7 protein-coding genes are annotated in these 10,042 nt (G+C 47.6%); 5 read left to right on the forward strand and 2 right to left on the reverse strand.

All coding sequences use genetic code 11. The features are described from left to right. Window positions 1–186: 186 nt before the first annotated feature. Together lpxB and surE are read right to left on the reverse strand one after the other, a co-directional pair. A complete protein-coding gene (gene lpxB / locus HMPREF2955_RS12085; protein ID WP_070723716.1) occupies window positions 187–1,338 on the reverse strand; it encodes a lipid-A-disaccharide synthase in 1,152 nt (383 codons plus the stop codon). 429 nt (window positions 1,339–1,767) lie between these two features. Beyond that, on the reverse strand, window positions 1,768–2,544 hold the full coding sequence (surE, locus tag HMPREF2955_RS12090; RefSeq protein WP_070723717.1) for a 5'/3'-nucleotidase SurE: 777 nt from the start codon (window positions 2,542–2,544) through the stop codon (window positions 1,768–1,770). Between the two features lie 301 nt (window positions 2,545–2,845). On the opposite strand from surE, the gene HMPREF2955_RS12095 reads away from it, so the two are divergent. The 5 genes from HMPREF2955_RS12095 (at window position 2,846) to HMPREF2955_RS12115 (ending at window position 9,480) form a co-directional block, all read left to right on the forward strand. Continuing rightward, window positions 2,846–3,610, forward strand: a complete 765-nt coding sequence (locus tag HMPREF2955_RS12095; RefSeq protein WP_019188926.1) for a ParA family protein — start codon at window positions 2,846–2,848, stop codon at window positions 3,608–3,610. Between the two features lie 252 nt (window positions 3,611–3,862). Then, window positions 3,863–4,759 carry a ParB/RepB/Spo0J family partition protein gene (locus HMPREF2955_RS12100; protein ID WP_070723718.1) on the forward strand — a complete coding sequence of 299 codons (897 nt, stop codon included), beginning with the start codon at window positions 3,863–3,865 and terminating at the stop codon, window positions 4,757–4,759. Between the two features lie 16 nt (window positions 4,760–4,775). Continuing rightward, a complete protein-coding gene (locus tag HMPREF2955_RS12105; RefSeq protein ID WP_070723719.1) occupies window positions 4,776–5,510 on the forward strand; it encodes a DUF5683 domain-containing protein in 735 nt (244 codons plus the stop codon). 61 nt (window positions 5,511–5,571) lie between these two features. Further along, window positions 5,572–6,927 carry a lytic transglycosylase domain-containing protein gene (locus HMPREF2955_RS12110; RefSeq protein WP_070723747.1) on the forward strand — a complete coding sequence of 452 codons (1,356 nt, stop codon included), beginning with the start codon at window positions 5,572–5,574 and terminating at the stop codon, window positions 6,925–6,927. 279 nt (window positions 6,928–7,206) lie between these two features. Then, window positions 7,207–9,480 carry a RelA/SpoT family protein gene (locus tag HMPREF2955_RS12115; protein WP_070723720.1) on the forward strand — a complete coding sequence of 758 codons (2,274 nt, stop codon included), beginning with the start codon at window positions 7,207–7,209 and terminating at the stop codon, window positions 9,478–9,480. Window positions 9,481–10,042: the final 562 nt, after the last annotated feature.

Raw genomic sequence — 10,042 nt, forward strand, 5'->3', positions numbered from 1 at the left:
GCCTTTTGTAGTCGTGCTACAAGCCTTTTGTAGTGTCACTACAAAAGGCTTGTAGCAAAGCGTACACAGACTAAGCCCGCTCCATAAATAAGCCTTAAATATATCGGTTAGGGCTTTTTTCAGAAGCATTAACAGCGTATAATCCTCACCATAAAACACTTACGAGCCACCCAACAGCATCAAATCCTATTTCGAGCCAACGCCTTTCAACATGCCATACATAAGCTTGGCAGCGTTGTCGGGTGCCACATCATTGCCCAACACCTTTTGCAAAAGGGCATAGTTGTTAAGCATTTCTTGTCGCACCTCACCGCCAGGCAATAGCGTTTGCAGGCAAAGGGCAATGTTGTCAATGGTAAAGCGGTCGGCAAACAGTTCGCTAACCACCTCCTTATTCATAATAAGATTTACCAGCGAAATGTACTTCACCTTGATAATATGGTTGAAAGCAAAACGGATGAGGCGTGGCACAGGCGTTTTATAACACACCACCTGCGGCACATTAAATAAGGCTGTTTCGAGCGTTGCCGTACCACTTGTTACCAAAGCGGCTGTTGAATGCGCCAACAGCGGATAGGTTTGGTTCTTCACCAATCGCACTTGCGACCCACGAATGAAACCTTCGTAATACTCGTCGGCTATGGAAGGCGCACCAGCCAACACGGCTTGATACTGCGGAAAACGTGCCGCCACCTGCATCATAGCCGGCAAATTGTCTTTTATCTCCTGCCGCCTGCTCCCTGCCAAAAGCGCCAAAATGGGCTTATCGGCCTGCAATGCCTTTGCCTTACAAAACTGTTCGAAACCTTCGTTATAAGTGGAAAGGAAACTGCGAACCTCATCGGCCGTTGGGTTTCCCACGTAATGGATGGGATAATGGTGCTTTTTCTCGAAGAAATCTACCTCGAAAGGCAAGATGGAGAAAAGCTCGTCCACATCTCGTTTTATATTTTTGATGCGGTATTCTTTCCACGCCCAAATCTTAGGCGAGATGTAATAATACACGGGGATGCGTGTCTTCGACTTCACAAACTTGGCGATATTGAGGTTAAAACCAGGGTAATCCACAAGTATAACCACATCAGGTGCCCACTCCACAATGTCTTTTTTGCAGAATGCCATGTTGCGGAAGATGGTGCGCAGATGAAGTAACACGGGGATAAAGCCCATGTATGCCAATTCTTTAAAATGCTTTACGCGCGTTCCACCAACGGCAGTCATGAGGTCGCCGCCAAAGAAACGGAACTCGGCCGCAGGGTCTACGGCTTGTAACGAACGCATAAGATGCGAGGCATGAAGGTCGCCAGAGGCCTCGCCTACAATTAAAGAATAACGCATAAACTTTTAAAGGTGAAAAGGTGAAAGGGTGAAAGGGTGAAAGGGTGAAAGGGTGAAAAGGTGAAAAGGTGAAAAGATGGCTGCGCCTATTAACTTGTTATCTCGTTAACTCGTTAACTTGCCAACTCATTATGGTAAAGATGGCTGCGCCTTGTGATGAACGAGTTGGGGCTAGTATAACTAGAAAGAATAGTGTTTCGAGGAGTAATAGAAAGCCTAGTGAACCGAAGAAAGCTAGGAGAACTAGAAAGAATTGATAAGAAGGATAGCCTAACCAGCTTACTAAACCAAATGCTTACCCACTTGTTAACTCCTTTACTACCTACGCCTTACCACCTAATCTACTTACCACTTACTACTTACTATTTACCACTTACTATTTACCACTTACCCCTTACTACTTACTACTTACTACTTACTACTTTCCCCTTACATCTCTTTCTCCCATGCCTTCATCCGTTGCAACGAGTCGTAGCAAGTAACATCAATACGCGTGGGAACAATGGCCACATAGCCATTCTTCAAGGCCCAATGGTCGGTATCTTGCGCCTCAGGCTCATCGCTTTGGAAATGTCCAGCCATCCAAAAGTAGTCGTAACCATGAGGATGCGTTCGTTTCTCGCACTCGTTCACCCACGTACCCCTGTTCATTCGGCACACCTTCACCCCTTTAAACGTCTGCGCGCGTGGGAAATTCACATTCAGGCACACCTCTTTGGGCAAGCCTTCGGCAAGCACACGGCTCACAATGTCACGCACATAGGGACGCAAAGGCTCAAAGTCGGCACCCTCATCAGGGTCGGCCAGCGAGAAACCTATCGAAGGAAAACCCTTTAAGCACCCCTCGATAACCACACCCATCGTGCCCGAATAGTGAACATTCACAGCAGCATTGTCGCCATGATTGATGCCCGACAGGATGAGATCGGGTTGCCGTTCGGCGAACAACTCACTGAAAGCGAGTTTCACACAGTCGACAGGCGTTCCGTTACTCGACCACACTGGTGCTCCCGCCACATCCTTTCGCCTTTTAAGCAGTAAGGGTTTGGCCACCGAGAAGGCACCTGCAAACCCCGAACGACCAGCATCGGGGGCGCAAACCACCACATCGGCAAAGTCGGTAAGCATGGCCACCAACGACCGTAAGCCCTTGGCATGATAGCCATCATCGTTAGATACTAATATAAGCGGTTTCTTTACTTCCATCTTTCTCCTTATTTTCGTTAACCAATCTGTTATCCAAGCATCTGCCAGAGGCCGTTCCCAATGCAATGGCACGCGCATTTGCCAAACCCAACATCAGCTTGGCGCGCGGCCGTTTGCCTCTTCCGAAAAGCAAACAACCATCCCTTGCCCATTACATGCAAATGTATTTACTTACGCTTATAATGCTAAGTAAGCTTGAATATTTACATGCAAAAGTACGAAAAAAGCTTTAATATAGTGCTTTTTCATGTAAAATATGTATCTTTGCATTCTATTAAAAACAACCAGGAAAAAAAAGGTTATGGGAAAAATTATTGCATTAGCCAATCAAAAGGGCGGCGTGGGAAAGACAACCACAACAATTAATCTCGCTGCCTCGTTGGCTACACTAGAAAAAAGCGTGCTGGTGGTAGATGCCGACCCGCAGGCTAACTCTTCAAGCGGACTTGGAGTGGACCTCAACGACGTGGAATGCTCGCTCTACGAATGCATTATAGACCATGCTGACATACGCGATGCAATCTACACCACCGACATCGACGGTCTTGACATCATCCCTAGCCATATCAACCTTGTAGGTGCAGAGATAGAACTGCTCAACATCGAAAACCGTGAACGCGTATTTAAAACACTGCTCGACGGCATCAAGGGGGACTATGACTACATACTCATCGACTGTTCGCCATCGTTAGGTCTCATTACCGTGAACGCCCTCACCGCGGCCGACTCGGTTATCATCCCCGTTCAGTGCGAATACTTCGCGCTAGAAGGTATCAGCAAGTTGCTCAACACCATCAAAATCATCAAGAGCAAGCTGAATCCGAAGTTGGAAATTGAGGGTTTCTTGCTCACGATGTACGACAGCCGCTTGCGCTTGGCCAACCAAATCTACGATGAGGTAAAGCGACATTTCCAAGAATTGGTGTTCAAAACGGTGATACAACGCAATGTGAAACTGAGCGAAAGTCCAAGTCACGGCTTGCCCGTTATTCTCTACGACGCCGAGTCGACAGGCAGCAAAAACCACTTGGCACTGGCCAAGGAGATTATGGAAAAGGGCAACTAAACCGCCGCAAGTCCCTTATCCACGCTGCAAAGGCAACAACTTGGCGCGGCCGACACACCAAATGCTGCGCAAAAAGACATTGGAAAGTGGCATGCCCACGCTAGCTGCCCCAAAGGGCTTATGCAAAAGGCAAACATGCCGCCAACAACTATCAGAACACAGCTGAGAGCCTGACGGGCTATGACAAGCAGTTTACATCCTGCTGAAACTCGTCGGCCTGTCAACGTGTAACTCATAAACGAACATTTCTAAATGGCAGTACATAAGAAATTCAACGCCTTAGGCAGAGGACTCGATGCGCTTATCTCCACAGAGAGCGTGCGTCCGCAAGGCAGCTCCACCATCAACGAAATCCCGTTAGAGCAGATTGAACCCAACCCCAATCAGCCCCGACGGGAGTTTGACGAGGATGCTTTGCAAGAACTCGCCAACAGCATTAACGAGATTGGCATCATCCAACCCATCACGCTACGACAGGTTGAGGACAACAAATTCCAAATCATCGCAGGCGAAAGGCGTTGGCGTGCATCACAATTGGCAGGTTTGCAAGCCATACCTGCCTATATCCGTACCATCAAGGACGAGAGCATTATGGAACTGGCGTTGGTTGAAAACATCCAACGCGAAGACCTTAACGCCATCGAAATTGCATTGGCTTACGAGCATCTGCTTTCGGCCGAAGGCATGACTCAAGAACGAGTTTCGGAGCGCGTGGGCAAAAGTCGCACGGCTATCACCAACTACTTGCGACTACTTAAACTCCCCGCACAAGTGCAAATGGCTCTGCAAAAGAAAGAAATAGACATGGGACATGCCCGCGCATTGCTGGCCATAGATAGTCCGTCGCTACAAATAAAACTCTTTCGCGAAATACAAAAGCATGGCTACTCGGTTAGAAAGGTGGAAGAGTTGGCTCAAAAGCTAAAAAATGGCGAAGATATTCAAAGCGGAAAGAAAACCATTGCCACCAAAGCATCGATACCAGAAGAGGTAACGAGGATAAGACAAAGGCTCTCCGACTTTCTCGACACCAAGGTTCAGATGACCTGTTCGCCCAAAGGTAAAGGGAAGATTAGCATTCCTTTCGCCAACGAAGAAGAACTTGCGCGCATCATGGCTGCGTTCGACAAGCTAAAAGAACAACAATAAGCAAAAGGTGATAGAAATGAGTGCGAAGATTTCCAAACTGTTAATGACGATGGCTCTGCTGTCGCCCTTTGGCAGCGTTGCATCCATTGCACAAGGACATTTCGACGCCTCGAAGAAAACCCAATCACAAGGCGACACGCTCGCAACAACTATCGCAGATAGCGTGTTGACAGAAGAAAAAGACAGCCTGAAAACATCCCTTACACCGACACTCCAAAAGAAAAAGGAGAAACGAAACTGGGATACATGGCGGCCTAATCCCAAACGCGCGATGTGGTTGGCCATCGTTCTGCCAGGCGCAGGACAAATATATAACCGCAAATACTGGAAACTACCATTGGTGTATGGCGGTTTCGTGGGTTGCATTTACGCCATGCAATGGAACAACATGATGTTTCGCGACTACTCAAAGGCCTACCAAGACATTATGGACACAGACCCAACCACGCAAAGCTACAACCAGTTTTTGCACCTAGGCACAAGAATAACCGACCAAAACAAGGAGCAATATCAAAGCATCTTCAAAAGTCGTAAAGACCGCTACCGCCGTTGGCGCGACCTTAGTTTCTTCTGCCTACTGGGCGTTTATGCCCTTTCCATCGTCGATGCATACGTAGACGCGTCGCTGTCTGAGTTCGACATATCCGACGATCTCACCCTCCGCGTCGAGCCTGCCGTAATGAACACTCCTTTGGCTGGCACGTCTTTCAAACCATCGGCCATCGGTCTGCATTGCAGTCTAACATTCTAACATAAGCTATAGAGTAACGCACGTGCGTACAGATTGAATAATAAGAACAATGAAATACAGCATGAAAAGATTTGATTTTCTGTTAGCCACCATGATGTTGAGCTGCGCGATGCCCGCATTGGCACAGCACAACAACGATGATAAGGAAATCACGGTGACAACAGCGAATGGCAAAAACGAAGTAATAGACTTGCCAGAGGGCATGACCTACGAACTAGACAGTCTGCTCAAACAATACAATGCGGAGAAATACCTTAGGCCTGCTACCGATTGCAACATGCCTAACGTTAATCCCAGTTTCCCAAAAGAGGTGTTCATTGAAAGACTTAGCCGAATACCTTCCGTTATTGAGATGCCCTATAACGATGTGGTGCAGAAGTTCATCGACCGTTATAGCGGAAAGTTGCGCCGTTCGGTAAGCTACGTTGTGGGCGCAAGCAACTTCTACATGCCCATTTTCGAAGAGGCACTAGAGGCTTACGGCCTGCCGCTCGAACTGAAATACCTACCCGTTATCGAATCTGCGCTTAACCCCAAGGCCGTTTCTAGGGTTGGCGCCACGGGCCTGTGGCAATTTATGCTGAACACGGGAAAGCATTACGGACTAACAGTTAACTCGCTTATCGACGAGCGCAGCGACATCGCCAAGTCGTCGTACGCCGCCGCACACTACCTTAGCGACCTATACCGCATCTTCGGCGACTGGAATCTTGTTATCGCCGCATACAACGCAGGCCCCGAAAACATCAACAAAGCCATACATCGTGCCAAGGGCGAAAAAGACTATTGGAAAATCTATCCTTACCTCCCACGAGAGACGAGAGGATATGTGCCGGCTTTCATCGCCGCCAACTACATCATGAACTACTATTGCGAACACAACATCTGTCCCATGACGGCTACCTTGCCCGTTAAGACGGATACGGTGGTTGTTCATCGCGACATACACTTCAACCAATTGGCAGGCGTGTTGGGCATCGAGTTGGCAGAGCTCAAAACGCTTAACCCCCAATATCGCAAAGACATCGTATGCGGTGCTTCGGCACCTGCCACGCTCCGTTTGCCCGCCAGCATGGTTAACAAGTTTATAGACAAGCAAGAAGAAATATTTGCCTACAACAGCGACGATTTGCTTACTAAAAGGCGAGAAGTAGAAGTGGCCGAGGCACCTGTATCCAATTCTCCCTCGCGCAACAGTAGTAGCAGGAAACACGAATCGAAAAAGGAAAGACGTAAGCGCGAAAAACGCGAACGTCGTGAACGCAGTGACGGCGGCGGTAAGAGCATCTTGATTAAAGACGGAGACACGCTCTCTGAGATTGCCAAACGCAACCACACCACTGTGAAACAGCTGAAAAAACTGAACAAAATCAGTGGCACGAACATCAGAGCAGGGAAGAAACTCAAAGTGAAATAACAGCCTAGCAACGCTTTATTCACTATAAATATAAAGGAAGGGGTTCCGTCAGATTAACAACCGATGCCAGAAAAAAACATGGCATCGCTATGCACAGGTCTGACTGAACTCCTTTCGACTTTCCACTAAAAGGCCCCCCAACACTGTGCGACACGAAAATTGGGGATGGCAACAAGGGGCGGTAAGCCACAACTTCCAACAGCAGTGTAAAGCCCATCCACCCGATTTTCAACACAAGCGCACTACATATACTGGCTCATTTTCATAACTTGCAGCGATATGACCGACCAAATTACGAGAGATAAAGACAGAGAACAAGCAGAAGAGCAGATGGTGAACAAGGCTTTCAAGCACTTGCTCGAAACCTATATGGCCTCGCCGCACCGCAAGAAAGAGGAGATTATCACCAAAGCTTTCAACTTCGCAAGAGAGGCCCACAAGGGTGTGCGTAGGCTCTCGGGCGAGCCTTACATCATGCACCCAATAGCTGTGGCGCAAATTGCCTGCGAGGAAATGGGACTGGGGTCTACCAGCATCTGCGCCGCATTGCTGCACGATGTGGTGGAAGACACCGACTATACAGTTGAAGACATTGAGAACATTTTCGGCTCGAAGATTGCCCAAATCGTTGACGGACTGACTAAAATCTCAGGTGGAATATTCGGTGACAGAGCCTCGGCACAAGCCGAAAACTTCAAGAAGTTGCTGCTAACCATGAGCGACGACATACGCGTGATACTCATCAAAATATGCGACCGCCTGCACAACATGCGCACTTTGGAAAGTCAAGCACCCAACAAGCAATACAAGATAGCGGGCGAAACGCTTTATATCTATGCCCCCTTGGCCAACAGACTCGGCCTGAACAAGATAAAAACCGAACTGGAAAACCTCAGTTTCAAGTTCGAACATCCCGAAGAATACGCCTCTATCGAGGCTAAACTAGCATCGACACAAGAGCAACGCGAAATTCTTTTCCAGCAGTTTACCGACCCCATACGGCAAGCTCTCGACCAAATGGGCATACAATACGAGATAAAAGCGCGCATCAAAAGTCCTTACTCCATTTGGAACAAGATGCAAAGCAAGCATGTGGCCTTCGAAGAGATTTACGACATACTGGCTGTACGCATCATTTTCACGCCCAAAAACAAGGACGAGGAAATAAACGAGAGTTTCAACATCTACGTAAAGATAAGTCAGCTATACAAATCTCACCCCGACAGACTGCGCGATTGGCTCAACCACCCCAAGGCAAACGGCTACCAAGCCCTGCACGTAACACTGATGAGCAAGCAAGGACGTTGGATTGAGGTGCAGATAAGGAGCAACCGCATGGACGAAATAGCCGAACAAGGCTTTGCTGCACACTGGAAATATAAGGAGGGAGAAGAGATAACAGAAGACGAAGGCGAACTGAACGACTGGCTGCGAACCATCAAGGAGATTTTAGACGACCCGCAACCCGACGCTATGGACTTTCTCGATGCCATCAAACTGAACCTCTTTGCATCCGAGATTTTCGTGTTTACGCCGAAAGGAGAAATAAAGATGTTGCCCGCAGGATGCACCGCACTCGACTTCGCCTTTCAGTTGCACACCTTCCTTGGCAGCCATTGCATCGGCGCAAAGGTTAACCATCGGCTCGTTCCGCTTAGTCATCGCCTGCAAAGTGGCGACCAGGTGGAAATTTTAACGTCCAAATCGCAACACGTAGACCCATCGTGGATAAACTTCGTTTCTACTGCTAAGGCGCGCGGAAAGATACAAGCCATACTTAGACGGGCCAACCGTGAACTGCAAAAGCAAGGAGAAAACATCCTGAAAGAATGGCTTGCCAAGCACAACTTAGAGCAAACAACGCCTATACTAGACAAACTCTGCGAGCTGCACGAACTGCAAAAGCCAGAAGAACTGCTGCAACACTTGGGCGACAGAACAGTTATCTTGGGCGAAAAAGACCTAGATGAAATTCTTGGTAAGAAGAAAAGCAACGTTAGTTTTAGCTGGTTGAAACGCATGCCCTTCATGGGACGTGAGAAACGGCGCAACAAAACGGAGAAAGACGAGCAAGACCTGCTTGTGGTTGGCAAGGACTTCAACAAGAAACTGCCCTGCATCATCACCGAAACATCGGTAGAGCGTTACATTTTTCCCTCCTGTTGCCACCCCATTCCAGGCGACGACATCTTGGGTTACATCGACAATAAGGGGCGCATCGAAATTCATAAGCGCGCTTGCCCCGTTGCCAATCGTCTCAAATCAAGCTATGGCAACCGTATCCTCGATGCCAAATGGGACATGCACGGCAAGATGTTCTTCGAGGCGACAATAGAAATTCGGGGTATCGACCGCCATGGTTTGCTGCGCGATGTGGCCGAAGTTATTTCCAGTCAACTGAACATAGACATGCGTAAGCTTGTTATTTCGGGAGACGAAGGCGTGTTCGATGGAACTATCGAGCTGCGTGTTCACGACAGAAACGAAACTCAACAGATTATAGATAAGCTGAAAGACATTGACGGCATTCACGAAGTGCAACGTATTCTATAAACAAAAACACTTCATACATAAGTGTTCCCATTGATATTTCAGGTTTAAGTCAGATTAAAGCAACATAAGTCTGACGACAGACACCTCGCCAACTACTGCACAATATCTCAGCGGTTGGCGATTTTTTTGTTTGTATCTATCCAAGCGTACGCTCTAATCAATGAAGTCGTCTTGACTTTTAATGTTTCTATAAATCAAGAGGATTTTGTTCGCTCTGTGATGCCAAACTAATCAACCCAACCACTAATCAACTCAAACACTCAAAAAACTCAAAAACTCATTAGCGCAAAAACACATTAACTCAAAAGCTTAAATTATTAGCTTTTATTTTACAACGTCGCCCTAATTTTCGCTCCGTTCTAGCGAAAATATAGTCCCCAAAGTAGGTAAATTGCCCCTATTTCTAGTTTTTCACCCCTTTTGTTTTGTCTATTTTTAGGCAAAAAACTGCACTTTGCACCGTTTGGCCTTTCTAGATTGGCTGCCAGCTCATTATTTTTTGCACCCAATTACGGGCTTTTAGCCCCTAAAATCCCACTTTTTAACGAACATTTTGCCCTTT

The sequence above is a fragment of the Prevotella sp. HMSC073D09 genome (assembly GCF_001814145.1).
GTDB lineage: Bacteria > Bacteroidota > Bacteroidia > Bacteroidales > Bacteroidaceae > Prevotella > Prevotella conceptionensis.